This window comes from Acidithrix ferrooxidans, from assembly GCF_000949295.1.
Classification (GTDB): domain Bacteria; phylum Actinomycetota; class Acidimicrobiia; order Acidimicrobiales; family Acidimicrobiaceae; genus Acidithrix; species Acidithrix ferrooxidans.
On sequence record NZ_JXYS01000035.1, the window covers coordinates 1 to 22,799 of the forward strand.

A 22,799-nucleotide genomic window follows, 5' to 3' on the forward strand; every position below is an offset into this window, starting at 1 on the left:
GTACGCTTCGCTTCAGAGGAAGCATGTGAAGATCATTTGATCAAATTGCGGTGGAAAGAGGGATTTAGATGCCCAAAGTGTGACTCTGACCAGTTTACCTTAATCAGGCCAAACCATCGAAGAAATGCAGCATCTCGAGCTCCACTTTTTCAATGTAAATCTTGTCACCGTCAAACTAGCGTTACCTCCGGAACCATCTTCCATCGAAGCCATATCTCTTTATCCAAGTGGTTCTCCGCTATCTATCTATTGTCCAACGACAAGCGTGGTCTTTCGGCTACTACCATTGCTAAATTCGTTCAAGTATCTTATTCGACTGGCTGGTTGATGCTAAATAAGCTACGAAAAGCAATGGCTGACCGAAATGGTTTATATAAACTTGGAGGAAACGCCTGAGTAGATGAGTTCTTTTTAGGTGGTGAGAGCCATGGCGAAGGCAGAAGAGGAAAGGGAACAAAACAAACCAATGTCCTAATTGGAGTGTCGATTAGCAATGGTGCTCCTACTCATTGCTTCATGGAAGTAATCAAAGATACCACTGCTAAATCATTCAAAGATGTTTTTGTGAGACGTTTAGATTCCGATACCAAGCTGATAAGTGATGGTAACCCAAGTTACGGGGTATGTGCTCGAGACCTTGGACTAGCGCATTCGATCACTCTATCCAAAGACGAACAAGCACATGTAACATTCAAATGGCTCAACATCCTGATAGGGAACTGCAAGAAATTTATCGACGGAACATACCACGGACGTGAGGAACATAAGCAACTTTACCTCGAGGAATTCGCATACCGATTCAACCGAAGGCACTTTGAAATGTCCTTGGTAGAGCGACTTCTCAATACATGTGTGTTCGCGTCTCCACATCCGCTACTCCGCGAATCTGATTCCAAAATGGCTCTTGCTTACGAAACTTGATAAGTATGATTTAAAACATCAACTATGGAAATTGAATGATAAAGCATACAGAGTTTTCGTCCGACAAGAAACTATTGCAACAGATGATTTATGAACAAGTGACAGGGCCAAAGATTAACAACGCTGAGGTCTGTCCATAATGAGTGATATCCTACCTACGACCTATGCCAAACTTCGATCGGTCATAGATGCGTCCCAGCATTTAACTCAGATGGTCGACGAACATGAACTCTTTGAAACCATAGCGACAAATGTCTGTCGGGATCTTGGCTTTTCCATGTGCGTAATCTTTGTTCTCGAAGGAACCACGTCTTTTGTACCCAAGGTTATCAAAGGATACGATGACGACTTCACACCTCCTCCATCTAACTACGTTCTTCCGATGGAGGCGTTTAAGAAGATCGAGGAGCACGCAAGCAGAATTGGAAACCTATTTTGGGTGGATGGACGTTCCGATCTCATTCGTCATCCTATTATCTTCCCACACGTTGTAGCAACTAAAACAACCAACCCCGACATCGGTGAATGGCATGAAAAATCACTACTAATCGCACCACTGAGGGATCCCAGCGGGAAAGTAGTCGGATTGGTCAACCCTGACGACCCAATCGACGGCCATCTTCCATCGCTCGAAAGCACGCTGATCTTAGAGACCTATGCGAACTTCTGCTCGATCGCTCTCGAGTTAATTCGTGCCAGAACGAATGCAGCTGCAAAAATATTAATACTCGAGGCGCAAAGGTCACAGATCGTCCGGCTATTTGAAGCAAGTAACGCAATTCGCCGTGAAGCTCAGCTCGATGAGATGCTGGAAGACTTTGCAAGGTCGATGTCGCAAGTTGGCGACTTCCAAAGAATAGGCATCTTACTAATCGAGGAAGACAAAAAGACCTTGCGTTTTCAAGCCGGTTGGGGATTTGCGGCCTCGGAGAAAGCGCAACTATCCGCCACAAATATTGACATCTCTCTCTTTTCGAAACTTATGCAACCAGCTATGCTCCAAAGCAAATCTTACGTTTTTGATCACACCCGATTCAACGTGCCCAAAGAGCTAATGGACAGACTAAGCGTCCCTCTGCACACCCAGGAGGTAGAGGCTGGACATTGGCATCCTCTAGATTCTTTGAGCATACCTATGCAAGACGAAAGCGGCCGACTCATTGGCATAATCTCCGCCGACGAACCTCTATCTGGCCTCTTTCCTGAACCATCACACCTTGAGGCACTGGAGTTCTTTGCCGATCAATGTGCAATAGCGGTCTCGCAAGTACAAAAATACAAGTCACTTGAGCGGCGTGCCGAGATCGATTCACTGACCGGCCTTCCGAATCGCGCTACTTTCACTATTGCATTAAACGACGAAATTATAAAGGCATCCCAGGCGGGAGAAGAATTATCTTTGCTGTTTATGGATTTGGACCATTTCAAGGCAATCAACGACTCCTTTGGCCATCTTGGAGGTGATAGAGTCCTCAGAAATGTCGCATCTCTCATAAGAAGCCAAATCCGAAAGACAGACTTCATCTCGCGTTACGGAGGGGAAGAATTTACAGTACTGCTGCCACAGACCAAGATCGAAGAAGCAGTTCAAATTGCCGAAAAAATTCGCCAACAAATTGAAAACAATACAACAAAAATAGATGCTTTGGTCTCGATTAAAGCGACGATCTCAATTGGAGCATCATCGATCAGACCAGGTAATACTCGCTCTCATCACCTAATTGAAGAGCAAACTACTACTCTGATTTCAAGAGCTGACAAAGCATTATACGCCGCAAAAGCGTGCGGAAGAAATCAAGTTTCAACAGATTATCTCTAAACACTATCTTCACAAATACTGACCTCGATCTACATCGCTCGCACAAGCCAGCACATCCCAAGAGCTTGGCACTTTATATTGTTGCAAAACAAGCGTCCTAAAAACTCTCCTAGCCAGATTGGATCCAGCAGCTACGGTGTCTCTCAATACAGAGATTGATATCACTTGATTAGCCCAAGCCCAAGCCCAAGGCCAAGGCCAAGGCCAAGGCCAAAGGTAATCCAAATGGAACAAACTAGGATCGGATCTCAAATCCGCATTGTACAAGAGTGAGAATTTTTCCTCGAATCGCTCCCAAAAACCTAACAACTTTTAAAAACCATCGCCATAGGAAATAATTACGACTTTTGGATCACCGAACGAGCAATATCAATGCCAACTAACCCACTTGATTCAGGGATATTTCCCACAATATTTAGGTCAATCGAGTAATAGCCCCTCTTGTTGCGTCCAAAAGATAGTTAAGAAAGCTCGAGGCTCAAAGGGATTCGCCTCTATCAATAACTTCCCACTTGCATAAGGAGTTGAAACAATTGGCCTAATCAAGCCCGATAGTGTGGACACAAATCCAACTAAAGGCTAATCTATGATTCAAGGAGTCTCACATGACAGATTGGAATGCCAAAGGATTGCCACCTGCAGCCCAGCGGCGAATTGACAATATACGCACAACTCATCTTCGATCCTCGCTTCTGAGCGTCAACGGAGCAACAGGTGTAGAGTCAGCCGGCTTTACATTTGCTAGCGAGGTAATGGGGGCGATTGTGCTCAACACCACCGGCGCAAGGATGCCAAGTTGTGGGTTTGTAGGTAACTACTATGGCGGTGGACCGTTCGGTGGAGGAAACTTTCAAAACGCTGGAATGGGGGCGATGTTCAACACGGGCTTCAATTCGACCTACGGCAACTATTTCGATATCATCAATTCAGGTTGGAGAAAAGCCATAGAAAGGATGATTCTCGAAGCCACCGAGATTGGCGCTGACGGGATCGTTGGAGTTCGACTAATGCAAAATTCTCTCGGCGAGGGATCGTCGGAATTTATTGCTATGGGCACTGCGATCTCGTCTAAAGGGAAATTACATTTAAAATCCCCCTTTAGCACCCATCTAAATGGAGCCGACTTTGCCAAACTCGTCCACAGCGGATATATTCCTGTTGCCATTTCAGTTGAAGTTAGTGTCGAGGTCACACACGACGACTATCGCACTCAACGGCAAAACTCGGTCTTCGCACCCAACGTCGAGATCGACACCTACACGGTCCTAGTCAAACAAGCACGGGAATCTGCCCGTCGGGCCTTGAGAAATGACGTAGCTCGAAAAGGCGCCGAAGGCGCCATAATAGACGAAATGTCACTTCGAATATTTGAAACCGAACCATACGAAAACCACAGAGATCATGTAGCTGAGGTAAGAGTCGTCGGTACCTCATTGGTGAGATTCGACACCAAAACAAAGCCAGATCGACCGATGACGTTTATCTCACTAAAAGACAAGCGGTAAATCTCAATTAGCCAGCGCCTTGACGGCCAAAGATTAACAACCGCGAAAAAAGCAAACGAAGTAGGAGCGCGAAAAAATTGACTAATGACAACCAAGCAATAGACCCAAGGTCAATCGGAGTACCCGAGGACGCTATTCGCCGGCTTTCTGAGATGAAACCGGGAAAAGCCACCTCTTTATTCACATCTGACCTTTCAGTCAACGAGTTCCTATTGGTGCGTGAAGCAGGATTTCGACCCCTTGGTCTAGTCTTTGGCTCCAGCATCTACCACGTAGGACTCCAAGTCGGAAAGTGGAGCGCCAATCAAGAGTTGACCAAGCTCACCGAAGCGATGTACCACGCCCGCGAGCTGGCGATGACAAGGATGGAAGCGGAAGCCGACATACTTGGTGCCGATGGTATCGTCGGGGTACGACTGGAGGTTGAATTCAAGGAATTCGGCTCAGATATAGCAGAATTCATAGCTGTTGGAACTGCGGTAGTCGCCGATGACAAGGAGATGCACTGGCGTTCGCAAGGAAAGCCGTTCACATCTGACCTTTCAGGACAAGACTTCTGGACTCTAGTTCAAGCAGGATATGCACCCCTCGGAATGGTGATGGGCACCTGTGTCTACCATATTGCCCATCAAAGGATGTTCCAATCCATGTCGAACTTTGGCCAGAACGTCGAAATTCCTCAATTCACTGAAGCGCTATATGACGCTCGCGAACTCGCCATGAGTCGCATGCAAGCCGAAGCCGAAACCCTCCATGCCGAAGGTATCGTTGGAGTCCAGCTCTTGTCACTTCCACATCGGTGGGGCGGCCACACCACGGAGTTCTTTGCAATCGGAACTGCCGTTCGTCCACTTCGCGAAAACCACGTCATAGCCAAACCACAGCTCGTATTGCCACTTGGAGACTAAGGTGACCGATGAACTAGAACCAATCTCTTCGGTAGATATGGTGGCTGCGGCACTTCGTGCCGACACCTCGGATCTTAATCTTCTGGGACAAGCTCTCTCTTCCAAGCTCGAATCTCTTCTTCCTGCAGGAATGGTCGAAGTTCGAAGGGAAAAATCGCTGTCAAACCGTTTTTCCAAACGAGAAGGCAAGGTAATTGCTCTAACGATTCGTACCAACAATCAAGTTCTGGAGCTAAATCAGGACAAACCAGGCCACATAAACCCGCAGATATCCCAGAGTGTAAAAGGAGTAGTAATTTCAAGAAGAAGTGTGGAGTTAGACGACTGGTTGCTCGCTTTAGCTAGTGAACTTACAGCTCTCGCAGCAAGCAACGCCAACGCTAGAAATGCACTTATCAATCTCCTGGGATAGCAACTTAGACGTGGATTGCATTTGAAAACAGATCGATCCACGTCTAAAAAATCCTAGAGTATTGCAGTCCTAAACTCTTTTTCTTTTGGATGACGAGATATAAACCATTCAGTGCCAAACGCTCTAGCGAAGTCTTCGTTGCCTAAGTCGAAGACAAAGGCAACTCCACCGATCTGGCTCCTATGGCGACTTAAAGCCTCTCTCTTGAGAAAGACATACTCCGAGACGTCAACAGCCGTGTCAATAGCATCCTCGCCCATTCCAAAAGCGCTTTGGGGTTCATCGGGAACCTTCCCTGGGTTGTCAACGGAGTAATCGGCCATTAGTTCCATTAAATAGTCGCGATTCATAGTGGCTTGGTACACCTCCGACAAACCGGAAATTTCGCAAGCTCTAAGGCCAACCCGATTCACATTTATATGATCCGGATGGCCGTAACCACCGATTTCATCATAGATGGTTACGACATCTGGCCTCTCAATCGCGATAATCTCCGCCAGAGCCTTGGCCGAAACGTCGATATCTGTCATCCAAAAAGATTTGGGATTGGAATTGCTTTGTGTTCCCATCATCCCTGAATCTCGATAGCCAAGGAAATAGACCTCGTCCACGCCTAGAACTTTCGCGGATTCCAATAGTTCATCGCGACGCCGATCAGGTAGTTCCGATCTATCGGATACAAATCCGGCTGGATATTCGCCCTCTTCGCCACCAGTAGCTACGACTATCACTACTCGATGGCCATCTGATTTAGCTTTTGCTAAGGTTCCGCCCGTCAAAAGACATTCGTCGTCGGGATGAGCATGAAATGAAAGTAATGTCGCCATATGTACCTCGTGACAATCGCAAGAATGAGATGTGAACGCCTATTAGCCATTAGCTCCACGAGATCATCAACGATGATTGCGAAGATAAAATTTCCCACTAACAAAAAGGGCGCCTCAAATTACAACACAATAATAAAAGCTCCTTTAGGTCAAAAAGATCGAACTAAATAGAGCAGCTGGCTCCAATAGATAAAATTGATGAGTTTTTAGTAAATTGCAAACGACAGCCAGAACCAGTAAGCTCCATCACACGTCCCCCTGACAAATCAACCCATCACGAAGGTTGCCCCGGAGGGGGGATCGCTCAGTTATTCCCGCCTACCGCCCCCGAGATCCAAAGCAAAACCAGAACCTCCCAAGGTACCTCATACCCGCCGATTTATCTGATGAGTCGATATTACAGTGACCCACAGACGAAGTGACCTTCGAATCCCACCAACTCGGCCGCTATCGACATACATCAAAATAGACCTGAGTAGTTTGGATAGATAAAATAAATGAAGCCTCAATCAATAACGAAGATCTATTCCCATCGGTGGAATAGTGAACATAGATACATGTTGTATACAACATTGATTATCTCGTCGAAGTAAGGAACAAAAATTAGCGCGACGGTTGAAAATAAATCAAAAAGAGCTTCTCGAAATCCTTATATGAGCGCTTTCGCGATGTCGTTGGGCGTAGCAACTGCCCTAGGATTCGCACGCTTTTCTTATGGCTTAATCCTCCCCGCCATGAAGGCCGATCTTCACTGGACATACCTAGAAGCCGGTTCGCTCAATATTCTCAACGCTGTCGGATATGGGTTTGGTGCTATTATATCGGCGCCCGTAGCTAAACGATATGGAGCGAAAAAGAGCTTTAGATTCGCAATGGCGGCTATTACGATATTGACTTTTGCCCCGGCTATCAATTCATCCCTCGGTTATCTTTTCATCGTTCGGGCAGCATCAGGGGTCTTTGGGGCCATGTTGCTAGTTGTCGGAGGTGCAATTGTTGCCCATTCAAACATTAGAAGTACCCATCGTGTTGCAACCGGTTCATTAGGAATATTCTTCGGCGGAGCCGGTCTTGGAACGGCGATATCTGGAATCGGCATTCCCCCGCTACTTCACCTGGTTGGCAATAGCAAATGGCAAGCTGCATGGATTTTACTTGGAGTTTTGTGCTTCATTAGCCTAATTATCACCAGCGTCGAACTCACCAAACTCACAAACCCAACCCCGCCAAAAGACATTTCGGAAAAGGCACGACTTCGAAGTTACATGCCTTCCTTTCTAGGATATGGAATCTTCGGTGCAGGATACATCTCATTCATGACGTTCATCGTGGCATTCCTTAAACAAAATGGATCGTCTTCAACCTTTGTCTCTGTCTTTTATATAGTTCTTGGAGTCGTTTCGGTCTTTTCAGGATTCTTTTGGGACCGACCTCTAGGCGCGCTTCGGGCAGGATGGGGCCTTGGCGCAACCTTGACTGTAATTTCGATCGGAACGATCCTACCCCTAGTCAGCAAAGATCAGGGCGTCGTTCTCCTCTCAGCGGCCCTAATTGGCCTTGGATTGATGGCCGCCACAACAGCCATAACCCGGTTAGCCCAACGCAACTCAGCGCCTTCGCAGGTCGCTAAAATTCTTGGGACTGCCACGCTGGCCATGGCAGTTGGGCAAAGCACAGGTCCGCTAGTAACCGGCTACTTCTCCGATACCTCTTCAGGGCTACGAATCGGAATGATCATTTCCAGCGCCTTCTGTTTGATAGCGATTCTGATCACTATTGTTCAAAAAGACTTCGCTCTGGAAAAACTAACTAGAAAAATACGCTGCCAATGCGATACTTCAAAAGAACCAACTACATTTTTCTAAGGTCCAATCCCTTATTTATGATGGCCACATTGATCTGTATGGCCATCATAAAAGGTCGCGAAAGAAGGTGTTTTTATCTCAAGCGACGCTTTCGTGGCTCATTGTTGTAGTCCAAGAAAGGGGTCTCCAAATAATCGGACGAAACCTGTCTTGGTGGCCCTCCCCGACACCCATCGTTATAAACCCTGCCATCTGCCACTTTTCGATCTCTATCGAACTCGAGCCGTCAAATACTACGGTGCGAGAGTTCATGGCGGTAATCGCAATAGGATCCAGTTGGCCAAATTCTGGCCATGCTGCGCCAAAGACAATTGCATCAACGTCAACGATAGCTTCGCTAAGGGAATCAACTCGCGATGTAATTGAAAACTCTTGAAGCGAAGTCAACTTTGCCATAGGGTCGTAACCGACGACGACACCACCCCTATTTATAAGTTCGCTGGACAATAAGAGCGCAGGCGAATCACGACAATCATCGGTTCCGGCCTTAAATGCCATTCCCAAAAGGGCGATACGCTTTCCGGATAAACCACCAACCGCCCTGTCAATGCGATCTATCGAACGCTCCCGAGCGGCTCGGTTAGCCAAAATCGCTGCCGACACCACCCCCGAATCGCACCCGAGGGAATCTGCGATAGCGACCATCCCAGAAGTATCCTTTGGAAGACAGGATCCACCCCAACCTATGCTTGGACTCAAAAAGGCAGTTCCTATCCGCGAATCCAAACCAACACCCCGAAGGACGTCGCTGGCTTTGGTTCCAAGTGACTCACATAGTGCTGCAATCTCATTCGCAAATGAAACCTTGACCGCCAAAAAGGCATTGGAGGCATACTTGATCAACTCAGCACCACGGCGGTCCATCTTGAGTAATGGCATATAGTCGGGGTAGAGCGAAGCCACCACGTCAACCGCCCATTCTTCGCCTCCTATTACGACCCGATCCGGATTCATAAAATCGTCGATTGAGCGTCCTTCGCGTAGAAATTCGGGGTTTGAACACACAGTAGGCTCTACGCCTTCTTTGGCAGCCTCGTGGCAAATGAGCTCCAACGCCTCACATGTTCCAGGAGGTACAGTGCTCTTGACGACTATTGGGAGGCTTGTCGTGGCCGCGCCGGCAACTTCAGCGGCTGCTGCTGCAATAATTGACAGGTTGGGGTTGCCGTTAGGAGATGGTGGAGTACCTACACATAAAAATGCTACATCGACCCCAAAGCAACCATCTGCCATGGAATCACCCAAGATGATTCTTCCATCACGCAGAGATCGCGCAAAGATCTCATCCAGCTGGGGCTCGTAGATAGGTATCTTCCCACGTGAAAGACTCTCCATTCGCTCCTCGTCCTTTTCGATGAGGTAGACCCTATGACCCAATTCCGCGAAACACCCGGCAGCAGTTAAACCTACGTATCCCCCGCCAACAACTAAAATATCCCTGACAACAAAGCGACTTTCCATTTTGAAACTTTTCTCCGTTTCTAACTAAATCAAATAACTACGCCGATCAAAAAAAGACCGACCCTAACTAACAAGCCGTGCCGTCTTTTTCGTGAAAAAACCAAGCACAATCAACGACGGCCTTCCAATGAGACATTGAATACTCAAATAGACAATGACCAAAAAGAATCAAGCGCATCAAGATCTCAATGGTCAAGCCTCAACCAAATGAAAGAAATTCATCGATTTGTTGACGTGGTTGACGATCCAAAGATGACAGGAAAAAATCTTCAAAGGTGCTCTTTTGCAATCGACCGTCACGAAAGCGATAGATCTCGTCACAAAAACGCAGCGTCTTTTCCTGATGGCTGATTACTATTGCAGTTCTACCTTTAGTAACCCGCTCGAAAGCACCGCACAAAACTTCCTCTAATTGCGGATCGACACCCACAGTTGGCTCATCCAAGATGATTATCCTTGCATTCTTAGCAACAGTTCGGGCGATTGCAATACACTGTCGCTGCCCTCCTGAGAGGGAGGTACCCTTTTCGGAGACGACTGTATCAATACCCATAGGAAGCACCTTGAAGACTTCCATAACTCCTGCCTCATAACAGGAGCGAACTGCGTCAAGGCGAATCGCCCCTTGAAGGCCATAGATGACGTTTTCCCAGATGGTACCCGAAAAGATAAAGGTCTCTTGAGGCAAGTAGGCGACTAATTCCCGTAGCTGAAATGAAGGAATCTCATCTAGAGAGCGACCCCCTATGGTGACTCGGCCCTCTTTGGGCTCCAAGAGCCGAGGGAGCATCTTTGCAATCGTCGACTTTCCCGATCCAGTTTCGCCTACAATTGCAATTCGCTTACCCTCCTCTACACGAAGGTTCAAATCCTCAAAGATCGAACGGCCGCCATGAGAGAAGGCGACACCTTCATAGCTAATAGAGCTCCCGCCGAGTGGAACTCGCCTCTTCGTGGTTACACCTGGCCTTGCATCATTGGCCAAAAGCAACTCTTCAACCCGCTCCTTGGCCGCTAAACCAACTCCAACGATTCCCGCTCTCTTGGTCAATTGTTGAAGCGGCTTGTATACCGATCGTGCATAGGAGGTCACAACCAAGATCATGCCAAGGCTAAGGGTGCGGGAAAAGACTGCCAATCCAGCAAAGAGGACGAAACCTGCAATAGTCAGATTCAATACCGAGGTTACAGATGAATTCATCGCAGCCTGTGCAATGTTGGAATTCAAAGAATGACGCGTACTCAATTTAACGAGCGAGGAAAACCGAAAGGATTCCATCTCTGTCGCTCCGTTAGTTTGAACTACCACCAGCCCGGTAATCGCCTGCTGCGCAGCTGAATTCGCCATACCCTCGTAGTCTCGAGCCCTCCTCGACTCCCGCCGAACTCGTCGCATAAAATATGCTAGGTCAAGGACTACGAATACACCAAGTGCCAAAACCGCTACCAAAAAGACGACTCCAAGCATGGCCAAGATAATTATGATTCCAACTATGGCCAGTATCGAATTGACCAAGGTCGGAACAGACTCCACCATCGCTCGTTGTATCGACTGCACATCGGCAATCAAACGAGTAGATAGGTCACCAGCCTTTCGCTTCTCAAAGAACGCTTGTGGCTGCTTTAGGATATGGTCATAGACCCTTACCTGGAGATTATTAGAGAATATCTGTCCTGCATTTGCAAAACTCAACGCTGAAATGTAGGTACTCACACCACCAATTAGAGCAAGTGCGCCCATTGCGCCAACGGTGATATAGAGCAGTTCTAATTTTGTTCCCGTGTAACCAAAGCTAGAAGGCAAAGGTTTAGTTCCAAAAACTGAGTCAACAACGATCTTTAGTGGCCATGGGGTTATCCAAGTGATGGCTGCATTGACGAGTGAAAAAAGCAATCCGATCGCCATTCGACCGCGACTCTGTCGAAGGAAGTCACCGACCATCCTTCCTTTTGGTCGATTTCGAGCCCTCACTACTACACCTGCCCTATCGTATCCACTGAATCAAACTGCACATCGTCTGGGCCATCTTTCTGGGAGGCCGCCACCTCAAGAATTGAACTAACCGTCTGATTCCAAGTGAAAGAGGTCTCGACCCGATCTCGTGCCTTTTTTCCTAGTTCCATGCGTCTTGTTGGATCGTCGATCAAAGTCGCAATTGCATTGGCAATCGCCTCTGGCGATGGGTCGCTCAAAAGAAGTGCATCGCCTCCGACGATAGCTTCAATGGATGGAGTTCTAGTGGCAATTACAGCTATCGAAGACGCCATATACTCAAGGATCTTTAGCGGGGAGAAGTAGAAGTCTCCCCGGAGCAGATATGGAGCTACGCCTATATCCATCGAAGATAAATAAGATGGGATCTCGCTCATCTCGAGCGCTCCAACAAAATGAATACGAGCCCGTGCCTTGGAACGCTCCGACAGTTGCTTTAGGGATGTCATCTCTGGTCCATCACCAACTATCAAAAGTCGATGAAAAATACCCCTATCAAAGAGTAGATTTGAAGCTAAAATCAAATTATTAACTCCATGCCAAGTCTTCAGGGAGCCGACAAAACCTATTGTTGTTGGATCGCTTGGCCCCTTAGGGTCAGATGTCACTTTGAGCGACATACTTTGCGTATCATATCGATATTTGATAACTGATCCGAATCGCTCGGTGTCTACGCCATTGGGAAAGACCGATATCGTCTTTGCCTCATTTGTCCTAATGTAGGCGCACAACGACTCCGACACGGCGATGACGTCTGCACCATAGATAGCAGCGGCCTCTTTGGCTCTAGCTTCATCGATAAGATCGAGGTTAAAGTGATCAATACGCTCATCCACTATCGGCGCGTTAACCTCTAACAATCTCTGGATTCCAAGTCGGATTGCAAGTTGGCGCCCCTCGCCAAAAAAGAGGCTCAGGCGCTCATAGATAAGATCTGGTTTTATCTCTCTCAAAACGTCAAACGCACGTTCTGAAAATTCATTAGCAGCCTGGAACTTGGAGCCATCTGAGGCCTTAATGTAGGGTAACTCAATATGGTGCAAGATCACACTGGGAACCCCATCGCCGACGACCCTGGTCGCAATCAAATGAATTTCATGGCCCAAGGCGCTGGCAGCACGGCAAAATTCACTTACGTGAATCGATGCGCCCTTTGTGCCTCCGACTGGGATACCTGGGTCAAAGAGAAGATACGCTATCCTCATTTCATACCAATTTTCCACTTGTCTTGGGAGTCATTACCACCGATCGACAAGTCGCAATTGGATGACACCAAAGACCCATCGATGACAAATTGCAGATCTTCAACTTGAGAGCTATCGATACTCAAGAGGTAATTGACCCTTTGAACCGTGCTCGCATGATTTAGGGGATCGGGCGAGCCATCAATTGGAACTTCGCTACCACCTAAGCCTCCTACGCCTTGTCTAGTTTGGGAGGTTCCATCTATTAGATACCCCAAGATAGCGTGCTCCCTTTGTGCCTGCCAATGGGTGGCTCCCTGATGAGCAGAAAATCCTATAGCATCAACGGCACCGCATTCCCCTTTATGGGATGTATCAGCCGGGCCAACAAGTACGTAATCTACGATTACGGCCGAGTCGCTCTCTTCGAAAAAGCGTACTTTGGTGGAATCGATAAATCGAACTTGGTATCCATCAACGGTTGAGGCAATCATGGTGTGGTCTCTGCTGAGTCACAAGCGCGATCAAAATCTACTAAATCAGGAACTACAATTTGACTTGCAAATTTTGGAATCGCAGACATATTCACGCTTATCTGACTCGAAAGAATCGGTTCAGACCAAAAATGCATTACTTCTTGGGAGATCCTCTCGATCTCCCACCTAGACAGGTCGACAACGCGCCCAAATCCTAACTTCTCAAAGATCTTCGCCCTTATCAGCTGCTCTTGTCTGGGATATATCCTGGGCAGATAAAGAGCAGGAACCCTAGCTGCCGCCAGTTCAACGGTTGTATTATATCCAGCCATAGAAAGCGCAACCCTAGATTTCGATAGCAAAACCTCAATATTCAGCTCGAAATCAATTAAACTAATATTGGCAGCGTCGCCGATCAGTCGCCGGAGGTGAGCCAGTGCATGTACCTCCATCAGGGGGCCGGCGACTACTAAAGTTGGGACTTGGATAACCTTTCCAACCTCAATCCCAACCTCACAAACCTCCTGGGCATCGCCACCACCGCCGCCGGTTACTAAAAAATATCCCTGATCAGACGAGGCGTTGGCGAAAAATTCAGCTCGACGCACACCCGCCTCGATGAATTCAGGCTTCCCCAAATATGAGAGGTATCGCAACTTGACACTTTCAGGAATCGAATAGTTCTTCCGCAGGTCGTAAATTGCCTCTTCTCCAAAGACAAACACCGCATGGTAATATCGAGCAATGGCATCCAATACACCATCGGTAGCCCAGCTTTGACCAAGATTAGTAGGTGAATCTATGACATCACGAAGACCAATAACTCGATGAATCTTAGGGTGTGCCAAAACCAAAAAGTCCAGGACTCCTAGGAGTTCCTTTGACATTCCAAGTGGCGAATGGTCCACGTAAAAGATATCTGGATTGAACCTAACCACTATATCTTTGATGATGGCTGCACGAGCACGCTTGATCAACGAAAGCGGAATCGAAACGCCATAACTCTCATACTCATCCGGACCAACTTTGATTACCGGTGGAAGCTCTACAAGCTCAATACCCCGAGAAGTATTAAAGCTACTCGCCACCCTCGAACCAGTCATAATGATAACTCGGACGGAGCGATTTATCCGAACTAGGGCCTCAGCAAGTGCTATATTGCGACGAAGATGACCAAGTCCATATGTATCGTGCGAATAAATTACAATACGTCTTGGCGCCATATCTGTGAGTTCATCGATCCTTGTGAAACTTTGGGTCACTGTGCCACACCTGCCGCCTGAAATGTGTGGAGATCTTTTAGCCATTCATATTCATTTCTAAATCCATTAGCAAAAGAGACCTTAGAAGAAAACCCGAGATAGTTTTTCGCTCTATCCAAATCAGCGCCGGTATGCAATACATCTCCCCGAGCAAAGTCGCCAAAGGAGACTCGCAGATCAGTACCGTGGAAACCTCGCAGCATCTCTACCACCTCCAGCAAGGTCACAGTCGAGCCACCACCGATATTTATTGCAAGTCCACTAACTTCAGCCTTGCCAGCACTCATTGTCGCATTGGCAATATCGCTCACGTAGGTAAAGTCACGACTCTGACTTCCATCGCCAAAGATCGCTATCTCCCGATCGGAAAGTGCGCTAGAGATAAATTTACGCAAACCCATATCAGGACGCTGGGAGGGTCCATATACCGTGAAATATCTCAACGCAACCGTCTCGACCAGAGGGCTAGTTGCCTCTAAAACCACTCTTTCGGCGGCAAGCTTTGTCTTACCATATGGCGAGATGGGCGAAGGCTCATAAGACTCCAGGAATGGAGTCGGTGAATTTCCATAGATGCTAGATGAAGAGGCATACACCAAGCGTATCTTGCGATTCTGGTCGGCAATAGCTCCAACTAACTTTGTCGTAGCCAGGATATTGTCATGAACATAGCTTGGGTATTGCTCAAAACTAGATCGTACGCCCGCCCGACCCGCAAGATGAAAGACCGTATCGACACCATCGAGCAGGACATCAAGATCGGCATCGACCAAATCAGCTTTTTGGAATTCAAAACCCTCCAGCTCAGACAAAGTGAGCATTCTCTCGTATTTCTCACCCGAATCATAAGAATCGGAAAAACAGTCAACACCTACAACTTCTATTCCATCTCTAACTAGCATCGCGGATAGGTGAGATCCGATAAATCCTGCTGCCCCAGTCACTAAAACTCTGTGCATAATCAACCTTCCTATTGACCGAGCCACAGGAAAGATGATCGCGAAAGGAGCTAAGGTGCAGGTGAAGAAGTAATTAGACATCCCTTATTCAAGTCATCAAGCAAATCTAAGAAGAACCTAATAGATTCATGAACTAGATACTGAAAAATTAATACTAAACCTGGATCCACCGAAAATTTAGCCGATCAACTTTGATTTTGGCATAGAAAAGGTGCTCTGAACTGGTAAACTTTAGGTTGTAATAGTCAAAAAACAACCAGTTCAAGGGGCACCTTTTAGATGCGAGCATCTGCTAGTGCTTGATAGTCACCTTTGACGATTCGAACGCAGTTTCCAACAGTGGGTTAATACTCCCTATCACCCTTGCTGAGAGACTTGGCCTTAGGGATCTCTTTGATTTACACATTGACCTAGAGGATCGTCCTGGACGAGCAAATGTTGGCAGAAAAGCTATGGCTATCATTGCATCTATCTTGGCCGGTGGTGATTGCGTTAATGACACTGCAATCCTTGAAAGCCCAAATGCGCAAGTGATTCTTGGTCAGATAATGCCAGCACCATCCACTCTTGGTGTCTTCTTGCGTAGTTTTGAGACCAGTGACATCGCAGATGTTGAACGAGTTGCAGCTTTGTTGCTAAAACGAGCCTGGCTAGCTGGAGCAGGTCCAGGTGATGAGCCGCTCACCATTGATGTTGATTCCACAATATGTCAGGTATATGGAAACAAAAAAGAAGGAGCTTACTTTGGTTATACCAAAGTAAGGGGGTATCACCCACACCTAGCAGCAGTTGGTAAAACAGGTGACATTCTTGGAATAGTGACACGTGAAGGCAATGCCAATACCGCTCGTGGTGCCGGGGAGTTTGTAACTCAGGTAATCAACAATGCCAGAGCCGCTGGAGCAACTGGTGAAATAACCATGCGTTTTGACTCTGGGTTCTTCTCAAGAGCCGTTAGAGACGCAGCTAGTGCGGGTGATGTTCGCATTTGCATTACAACACGGATGTCAAAACGATTGAAGCAGGTTATTGCAGCCATACCAGAAGAAACATGGACTTCAATTCCCTATTGGCTTGAAGGTGGAGCTGATGTAGCAGAAGTCAAATATCGCGCATTTGCAAGAGATAGACAAGACGTTCGTCTTATCGTACGAAGGGTCAAGCCTACTCCAGGGTCTCAGCTGGCACTATTTAGTGACTATGACTATCACGCATTTATTATCGATCGACAAGGCGAAACGCTTTTCCTTGAGGCTGATCACCGCCGTCATGCCCAGATCGAACTAGTCATCAAGGATCTCAAAGGAGGTTCTAGGTGGAATCATGTTCCATCCCGATACATGAACGCTAATGCCGTCTGGTTAGCTCTGGTCTGGTTAGCTCTGGTCTGGTTAGCTCTGGTCTGGTTAGTTATTTGTGTAACTACACAACCTGGCACGGTGCAACTGCACACAACCTGGCACGGTGCAACTGCACACAACCTGGCACGGTGCAACTGCACACAACCTGGCACAAATAGGTGCTATTGCAGAAACTGTAATAACCACACCAAAGCTTCGACGGTGTTACTTTCAGATCGCAGGACATATCACTCGTTCAGCTAGAAAAGTGAAACTCCATCTTGAAGAACACTGGCACTATAAGGATAAGTTCTTAGAGGCTCTTGATCGGATCAGAAAGTTTGAGATCGCCATCACCTGAACATCTGGTTACCTAACACACTGAATATTACTTGAAGGAACTGCTCTAGAAGACAAGGGATTAGGTCACTATACCCAAAATGAGATTTCACAATCTCAAAAATGACCAAACAGGCTCAACCACAAAGCGAATAGGTCTTATTTGGCTCTCTGAAACCAGATTTAAGCCATAGACCCTCCGTCAAACCTAAATCAGTTCCGAAAAACCGACTTGGATTCACACCGAGGGGCTCGAGCTGGTCCAATTCTGTGGATTCAGGTTTAACTAGATGTACCTATGTCATATTTGTTAGATGCCAGAGGTTTGTGCCCCTGAAGTTTCGACGGATGGTGATTGGCCATTTTCGATCTTATTTATTGAATCTTCAACCTCTAATGAGCCAACTTGCTTTGGCGAGATTTTGGAACTTGGTTTGTGATAGGGGTGAGCGCTTTTTCCAATCAGGAATAATCTGAAGTGGCCAATAACGGTGACTTCGTGTGCAGCTATTTTTCCTTGGCTTCTCGGGGGAATTGCGACCTGTTGCTATTCAAAGAGGAATTTAGGGCTGGCTACCTTTGAGGCTTTATCTGGGCTTGACTAAGTCGATGCGGGGCTGCTTTTTAGTTTGAGGTTTATTTCTCTTATGGATTTACCCCGGCGATCCGATTTGGTGAGGCCGCCATTGTCGTCGAGGTTTTTGTCCGTCGGCGAGGCTTCTCTATGGAGCTTGTGGTATTCCCCTGTTGTTAAAGCCTTTGGCGTGATCGGTGGAATCAACTGTCGGCGAGGCTTTATAGGAATCTTGCAATGGCTCTATGGCGCATTGAACCGGCGTAATATTCGCGGTGATCTCTAAGGGTATTCATAAGATTGCAGCCTGAGGTCTATGAACTCTCTTCAAATTTAGATCTTCATGTCCATCTAGGACTCATTTGATAGTCGAAGGATGGAAATTTAGCTGCAGTATTTGAAATTCATTAGCTAGGGTCAGAGACGATGAGCAGTATCGACTTTTATTCCTGTTTGGATGCGATAGATTGTTTCAAAAAAAAACTCAGAGGATGTGGTGGTTCTAATCTTTTATCGGCCAATGTGTTGGGGTATGGGGGCTTGACCACCAGGTGGGCCAAGTTCTATGATCATTTAGCTCGGTTCCACCGAGGACACCGACACGACTATTCACTTAGATTGAAACTTAGGAAAAATGAGATTGACCAACGACTACCTCTACCACACCAAAGCCACCAAACTACCGACTTAGATATAGCCCTACAACAGATGAAGATCCTTCGGTTCAACAGAGAGCCGATAAGATATCTAAAAGGTGAAATGCCAACCGGATTTCCTCCGACTTGACTAGAAGCGTCCCAGCGAGCTTTAGATTTTGGAGTTCGATACCAACTCAGCCCACAGACCAATTGCCGTATCCCCTCCGATCCACCTTGATACCACCCCTATCTCAATCCCATCTCCAAATTTCGCCCGCTGCAAAGAGCAAACGTATAGAAAGTATAAGCAAAATCATATGCAATTGAGATTTTAGATCGATCACACACGCAAATGTCGAGATCGAGACTGAACAAAGGCTAGCGGATATAAAAGCTATTAGTCGTGATATATATTCAAATTTATAGATATAAATATGGGCTTTAGGGCACCAATACAATTATCAGCCAACGGTCTTCAATGGCTCCCGTTGCTAGTCAAGCCAATAGAACGCCTCGCAAATACAAACCCCAAGACCGAGAGTCTCGATTAATGTAACTTTAGCTTCTATTTCCGATCTTGGAATTATCTCACGGGCTTCGACATTAAATAATGGAAATAGTAGCATTTAGGAGTGAACGAAGGTTCAGAGTGTGAAACTTTCTAAAAGCCGAGACGAGATATAGCCCGATAGTACCATATCTCAAAGATAAACAAATCAATAGACTAATTTAGGGGTCAAGACTTTCATGAATACCAAGTCAAACATTCAGAACACTTCAAATCGAAGTAGATGGTTAATGATGCCCTTCATTGCGCTTGGCGTCGCAATGATTATCGTCGATGCGACCATTGTCAATGTCGCGCTACCCACCATGATTCGCGATCTCCATTTGAACTCCAGTGACGCCGAATGGACCAACTCGATCTATTCGTTAGTATTTGGCGCACTTTTGATCTCACTGGGAAGACTCGGGGACAGATTCGGACGAAGAAAACTGTTCATTATTGGAACAATAATCTTCGTCTTGGCGAGCTTGCTAACCGCGGCCGCAAGTAACTCATCGATCCTGCTGCTTGGAAGGTTGATTCAAGGGATAGGAGGGGCAATGATTCTGCCATCCACCCTCTCTTTGGTAAATGCCAACTTCTTTGGCAAGGACCGCGGAATTGCCTTTGCCATTTGGGGTTCGACCATAGGTGGTGTAGCTGCATTGGGACCATTACTTGGGGGTTGGCTAACTCAGTCTTACTCATGGCGCTGGGCATTTTTGATCAACGTTCCCACTGGTATTGTAATCCTCGTTGGCGCCCTTCTTTTGGTTCCCGAATCGAAAGACGAAAATTCAGGGGCAATTGGAGATCTAGTTGGGAACCTACTTGTGATACTTAGCCTAGGCTCCTTAGTCTTTGGTCTTATTGAAGCCCAACGCTACGGATGGTGGAACGAGACCTCTCAATTTCAGCTCTCAAGCTTCACTTGGCCTGCTAACACGATCTCCCCAATCCCAATTGCATTGGCGATCTTTGCCATATCGGCGATCGCATTCATAGCATTAGAAAAATCAAAGATCGCAAAGGGTCGACCATCTCTAATTGAATTCTCACTATTTTCAATTCGGAGCTTCAGTGCCGGCAATATTGCAGCAGCTATCGTCTCGTTGGGCGAGTTCGGAATCCTTTTTGCACTTCCGCTATTCCTTCAAGGCGCCAGAAACTATACCGCACTTGGCACCGGAACAATCCTATTGGCCTTGGCGCTAGGGAGCTTCCTTGCAGGCGGAGCAGTAACGCCCCTCTCTAACAAGCTAGGCGCGAGAAATGTAGTTCGCATTGGCCTTGGGTTAGAGGTGATAGGGATTACCTCTCTCGCCGTTGCAGTTTCCCCAACTCGATCAGTACTTTGGATGGTACCTGCATTTCTAATCTACGGCGTGGGTGTTGGCTTTGCAACGTCGCAATTGACTGGAGTAATTCTCGCGGAAGTTCCACTGGATAAAAGTGGCCTGGGATCGGGGATTCAAAGCACCTCCCGACAGATCGGATCAGCTCTCGGAATTGCCATCTTGGGCACCGTCCTTCTTAGCCAACTCGCAAGTACCATGACCAAAAACCTCAACTTGCTTCATTTGACCTCATTGGGTCCTACAGCACAAGCAGGGATCGTGAGGGAACTACGAGCTAGTGCTGGAGCGGCTATACCCACACTTTCCCACCTATACAACGGTACGCTCATCCATACCGCAGCGGTCGAAGCGATGGCAAGTGCTACCAAAACCGCCGCATTTACTGCAGCATTTTTTGTGCTTATTGGTCTCTTTGCGACATTCTTACTTCCAAAAGAGGTCGATGACATCTCGTAGCCTCAGTCTGCTTTGAGCCCTATTTCAAGCCACTAAGAGTAAAAAGCTCGATTGGAATTTGAACTTTACCGATCGAGCTTTTTCAAACGTTAGTCCCAAAAGACGCTTCAAATAGACAACTTACTCTCAAGATATTGTTAACCCAAGGCAAGTCAAAAGGGCACAAATGAAGATAGTATCGCTTTATTTTTTCGGATTATCTAACCCAACCTTGATAGAGGGTGTTTTGGAGTTCGGATTGCGCCATAGCAAAGATTTCTCACCTAAAAAGACTGCCTTCAAGAGAAGTCGTAAACACAAGTGCCTATATGGTTATCCACAATGACCAAATAGGCAGACCCTAAAAAAACAGCTAATCATTTTTCCGTCATTTTAGCCACCGAATTACAAAGAGAAGACAAGAAAGATCTGTCCAAATCCACTACCCTCAAACGCACAACAATGCCTAAAATTAGATAGCAATCTGCACCAGGTGCCCCACCCGCGCCAAAACCGACCCAAAAACGCGATGAAACTAAAAAGTATCAGTTGATACCAGGAAAGCCGATATCGATTCTCATTCATATTTACTTCAACTACAGCTAGTGATATGAGGTAAGAGACAAAGCTCTAAACCAAGTGTCACGGCTTCAATCGGAGCGGCTCATCCGCGATAAAAATCCTAAAATTGTTAAAAATTGAGCAGCCAATTTGGGTATATGTCGTTTATGAATCGACTTTTATCGAACCAATCCGCTAACCTAACTCTTATTGGATAATCGGTACTTGGAAAGCCGACGCCAAAATGGAAAATGCGCTAGGTTTTTTTACCAAGCGGTGGAAGATTAATCCCACATTATCAATGACAATTAGGAGCAGGGATCGACTCAGAGATGCAGATGGTCAATGAAAAACTCGCAAAATTACGTACCGTAGCAGCTGGATACCTCTCGACGTTGGAAGACGGAGAGGGAAAATCCATGCTCGCATACACTTTGAACCTTGGACCGACTTGGAAGCAGATAATCGAATCACTTCCGCTTGGACCGAGCACGCGCGTACTCGATGTCGGTTGCGGCTACGGTCTACTGGCCATCGAGATCGCGATTCGAACTGGCGCTTCAATACTTGCATCAGATGTCAATCCAAAATTTGTAGCCGGTGCGAAAACCATCATTGAGCGCTCAATGGAACAAGGTATCTTGTCTAATGATATCTCTATCGAATTTCAAGTTGATGACATAATGCAACTCGACGTTCCAGAGGGAGAATTTGACGTAGTTGTAGTCCGTGAGGTCTTTAGCTACGTCTCAGATCCAGACAAGGCCGTTGGAAACCTCTTAGGGGCACTCAAGCCCGGTGGAGTGCTCTTAGTCGAAGATATAGATGACCATCTCTATATGACCTACCCAAGCCCATCTGATGCCTTCAGCCGTCTATTTGAGGCCATCCAAAAACTTCAAGGGCAACGAGGCGGGGATCGCGAAGTTGGTAGAAAGTTGTCGGTTTATTTATCGAGAGGTGGATTTGTGATCGACAGCGTAAAGCTGATGACCGAAGCGTTGCACGTTCATTCAGATCCCCAAAAAGGCGAGAAGCGCTTTATAGTCGACCAGATCGCAACACTGAAGGATCAACTCGTGGACTCGGGCCTCCTAGAGAGCGCGAGCTTCGACGAGCTTCTAGCCTCTGTAGCTCAAGAGGCTCCCCAAGAAGAATTCAGGATGAACGGTCGAGTCGTCGTACAAGCTCACCGCCCCTAATCAATAGAACTTTCAGCAATCAACTTTTGCAAACTAACTACATCTATTATCTGTAGCTCGGTAAAAGTTGATTGCTGGCTATCTACAAAGCGACTCTTTTGATCGTCTCGAATTACTTGCAATGGCACTTTTTTAGAGACAACTACAAACTCCTCACAGCATCGATCGAAGTTCCTGGCTTTTTAATGAAGGAGACCCTTTATTCGACATGGC

Annotated in this window: 15 protein-coding genes and 1 pseudogene; 9 read left to right on the forward strand and 7 right to left on the reverse strand. The window is 46.8% G+C overall.

Translation table 11 applies throughout. From position 1 onward, the window contains the following. From AXFE_RS19145 to AXFE_RS07480, 5 genes and pseudogenes are all read left to right on the forward strand, one after another. Nucleotides 1-921, forward strand: a pseudogene (locus AXFE_RS19145) (IS1595-like element ISAxf1 family transposase); the annotation flags it as partial. Between the two features lie 139 nt (nucleotides 922-1,060). Then, the gene (locus AXFE_RS07460) at nucleotides 1,061-2,740 is read left to right on the forward strand and encodes a sensor domain-containing diguanylate cyclase (RefSeq protein WP_052605270.1); all 1,680 of its coding nucleotides are present in this window, start codon (nucleotides 1,061-1,063) and stop codon (nucleotides 2,738-2,740) included. Nucleotides 2,741-3,345: 605 nt separating this feature from the next. Next, nucleotides 3,346-4,245, forward strand: coding sequence for a heavy metal-binding domain-containing protein (locus AXFE_RS07470; protein ID WP_052605272.1), 900 nt, complete (start codon nucleotides 3,346-3,348; stop codon nucleotides 4,243-4,245). 152 nt (nucleotides 4,246-4,397) lie between these two features. After that, nucleotides 4,398-5,153 (forward strand): heavy metal-binding domain-containing protein, encoded by a 756-nt coding sequence (locus AXFE_RS07475; RefSeq protein ID WP_349632179.1) that lies wholly within the window; start codon nucleotides 4,398-4,400, stop codon nucleotides 5,151-5,153. Between the two features lies 1 nt (nucleotide 5,154). After that, the gene (locus AXFE_RS07480) at nucleotides 5,155-5,565 is read left to right on the forward strand and encodes a hypothetical protein (protein ID WP_082058564.1); all 411 of its coding nucleotides are present in this window, start codon (nucleotides 5,155-5,157) and stop codon (nucleotides 5,563-5,565) included. Nucleotides 5,566-5,618: 53 nt separating this feature from the next. Here the strand turns inward: AXFE_RS07480 and AXFE_RS07485 are convergent, their stop codons facing one another. Further along, entirely contained in the window at nucleotides 5,619-6,392 is a 774-nt protein-coding gene (locus tag AXFE_RS07485) for a PIG-L family deacetylase (RefSeq protein ID WP_052605273.1), read from the reverse strand. A gap of 668 nt (nucleotides 6,393-7,060) precedes the next feature. Between AXFE_RS07485 and AXFE_RS07490 the strand changes: the two genes are divergently transcribed. After that, nucleotides 7,061-8,257 carry a YbfB/YjiJ family MFS transporter gene (locus tag AXFE_RS07490; RefSeq protein WP_160291769.1) on the forward strand — a complete coding sequence of 399 codons (1,197 nt, stop codon included), beginning with the start codon at nucleotides 7,061-7,063 and terminating at the stop codon, nucleotides 8,255-8,257. Nucleotides 8,258-8,335: 78 nt separating this feature from the next. On the opposite strand, the gene AXFE_RS07495 is transcribed toward AXFE_RS07490, so the two are convergent. From AXFE_RS07495 to AXFE_RS07520, 6 genes are all read right to left on the reverse strand, one after another. Next, nucleotides 8,336-9,718, reverse strand: a complete 1,383-nt coding sequence (locus AXFE_RS07495) for a UDP-glucose dehydrogenase family protein (RefSeq protein ID WP_052605275.1) — start codon at nucleotides 9,716-9,718, stop codon at nucleotides 8,336-8,338. 199 nt (nucleotides 9,719-9,917) lie between these two features. Beyond that, nucleotides 9,918-11,660, reverse strand: a complete 1,743-nt coding sequence (locus AXFE_RS07500; protein WP_152625932.1) for an ABC transporter ATP-binding protein — start codon at nucleotides 11,658-11,660, stop codon at nucleotides 9,918-9,920. A gap of 32 nt (nucleotides 11,661-11,692) precedes the next feature. Beyond that, nucleotides 11,693-12,916: a glycosyltransferase family 4 protein gene (locus tag AXFE_RS07505; protein WP_052605277.1), complete on the reverse strand. Its 1,224-nt coding sequence runs from the start codon at nucleotides 12,914-12,916 to the stop codon at nucleotides 11,693-11,695. Next, nucleotides 12,913-13,389, reverse strand: coding sequence for a hypothetical protein (locus AXFE_RS07510; RefSeq protein ID WP_052605278.1), 477 nt, complete (start codon nucleotides 13,387-13,389; stop codon nucleotides 12,913-12,915). The genes AXFE_RS07505 and AXFE_RS07510 overlap by 4 nt, the downstream gene beginning before the upstream one ends. Beyond that, complete coding sequence (locus AXFE_RS07515; protein ID WP_052605279.1) at nucleotides 13,386-14,633, reverse strand: glycosyltransferase family protein; 1,248 nt, start codon at nucleotides 14,631-14,633, stop codon at nucleotides 13,386-13,388. Before AXFE_RS07515 ends, AXFE_RS07510 begins: the two co-directional genes overlap by 4 nt. Continuing rightward, nucleotides 14,630-15,592: an NAD-dependent epimerase/dehydratase family protein gene (locus AXFE_RS07520; RefSeq protein WP_160291770.1), complete on the reverse strand. Its 963-nt coding sequence runs from the start codon at nucleotides 15,590-15,592 to the stop codon at nucleotides 14,630-14,632. The genes AXFE_RS07515 and AXFE_RS07520 overlap by 4 nt, the downstream gene beginning before the upstream one ends. Before the next feature lie 299 nt (nucleotides 15,593-15,891). Here AXFE_RS07520 and AXFE_RS07525 point away from each other — a divergent pair, with 299 nt between their 5' ends. The 3 genes from AXFE_RS07525 to AXFE_RS07540 all read left to right on the forward strand — a co-directional run bounded on the left by AXFE_RS07525 (nucleotide 15,892) and on the right by AXFE_RS07540 (nucleotide 22,586). Beyond that, nucleotides 15,892-17,196, forward strand: a complete 1,305-nt coding sequence (locus tag AXFE_RS07525; protein ID WP_052605281.1) for an IS1380 family transposase — start codon at nucleotides 15,892-15,894, stop codon at nucleotides 17,194-17,196. A gap of 2,034 nt (nucleotides 17,197-19,230) precedes the next feature. Continuing rightward, complete coding sequence (locus tag AXFE_RS07535) at nucleotides 19,231-20,844, forward strand: MFS transporter (RefSeq protein ID WP_052605283.1); 1,614 nt, start codon at nucleotides 19,231-19,233, stop codon at nucleotides 20,842-20,844. An 872-nt stretch (nucleotides 20,845-21,716) separates the two neighbouring features. Next, the gene (locus tag AXFE_RS07540) at nucleotides 21,717-22,586 is read left to right on the forward strand and encodes a methyltransferase domain-containing protein (protein WP_052605284.1); all 870 of its coding nucleotides are present in this window, start codon (nucleotides 21,717-21,719) and stop codon (nucleotides 22,584-22,586) included. Nucleotides 22,587-22,799: the final 213 nt, after the last annotated feature.

Coding starts and splice junctions, on each gene's coding strand:
- AXFE_RS07475 (WP_349632179.1), top strand. CDS start 4,398: ATGAAACCGGGAAAAGCCACCTCTTTATTCACATCTGACCTTTCAGTC.
- AXFE_RS07490 (WP_160291769.1), top strand. CDS start 7,061: ATGTCGTTGGGCGTAGCAACTGCCCTAGGATTCGCACGCTTTTCTTAT.
- AXFE_RS07535 (WP_052605283.1), top strand. CDS start 19,231: ATGAATACCAAGTCAAACATTCAGAACACTTCAAATCGAAGTAGATGG.
- AXFE_RS07505 (WP_052605277.1), bottom strand. CDS start 12,916: ATGAGGATAGCGTATCTTCTCTTTGACCCAGGTATCCCAGTCGGAGGC.
- AXFE_RS07485 (WP_052605273.1), bottom strand. CDS start 6,392: ATGGCGACATTACTTTCATTTCATGCTCATCCCGACGACGAATGTCTT.
- AXFE_RS07520 (WP_160291770.1), bottom strand. CDS start 15,592: ATGCACAGAGTTTTAGTGACTGGGGCAGCAGGATTTATCGGATCTCAC.
- AXFE_RS07540 (WP_052605284.1), top strand. CDS start 21,717: ATGCAGATGGTCAATGAAAAACTCGCAAAATTACGTACCGTAGCAGCT.
- AXFE_RS07470 (WP_052605272.1), top strand. CDS start 3,346: ATGACAGATTGGAATGCCAAAGGATTGCCACCTGCAGCCCAGCGGCGA.
- AXFE_RS07460 (WP_052605270.1), top strand. CDS start 1,061: ATGAGTGATATCCTACCTACGACCTATGCCAAACTTCGATCGGTCATA.
- AXFE_RS07510 (WP_052605278.1), bottom strand. CDS start 13,389: ATGATTGCCTCAACCGTTGATGGATACCAAGTTCGATTTATCGATTCC.
- AXFE_RS07495 (WP_052605275.1), bottom strand. CDS start 9,718: ATGGAAAGTCGCTTTGTTGTCAGGGATATTTTAGTTGTTGGCGGGGGA.
- AXFE_RS07500 (WP_152625932.1), bottom strand. CDS start 11,660: ATGGTCGGTGACTTCCTTCGACAGAGTCGCGGTCGAATGGCGATCGGA.